At 35.6% G+C, this 315-nt stretch carries 1 tRNA gene; it reads left to right on the forward strand.

The features are described from left to right. Positions 1-12: 12 nt before the first annotated feature. Positions 13-88: transfer RNA gene (locus E2R67_RS16565), tRNA-Glu, on the forward strand. The last annotated feature ends 227 nt before the right edge of the window (positions 89-315 follow it).

Here is a 315-nt window from a genome sequence, read left to right on the forward strand (position 1 = left end):
AGTAGTTTCCGGGTCCCCATCGTCTAGAGGCCTAGGACACCGCCCTTTCACGGCGGTAACAGGGGTTCAAATCCCCTTGGGGATACCAACTACACTTTTACTAAAGATACTCAATAAGCAAGATGATGTTTATTAAGTGTTTTTAACACTGCTCTTTAACAATTAGGAAAGCTGATAAATGTTCTTATTTATCGCACAAATACAATGACTTGTATTGTTTACAATAAAAGTTGATTGGTGTGATAGATATAAACGAAATTGTTCTCGTATAACTAAACTTCGGTTTAATTATACGTAATCAAGCAAAATAAAAAG

The organism is Psychromonas algicola (assembly GCF_004378355.1).
GTDB lineage: Bacteria > Pseudomonadota > Gammaproteobacteria > Enterobacterales > Psychromonadaceae > Psychromonas.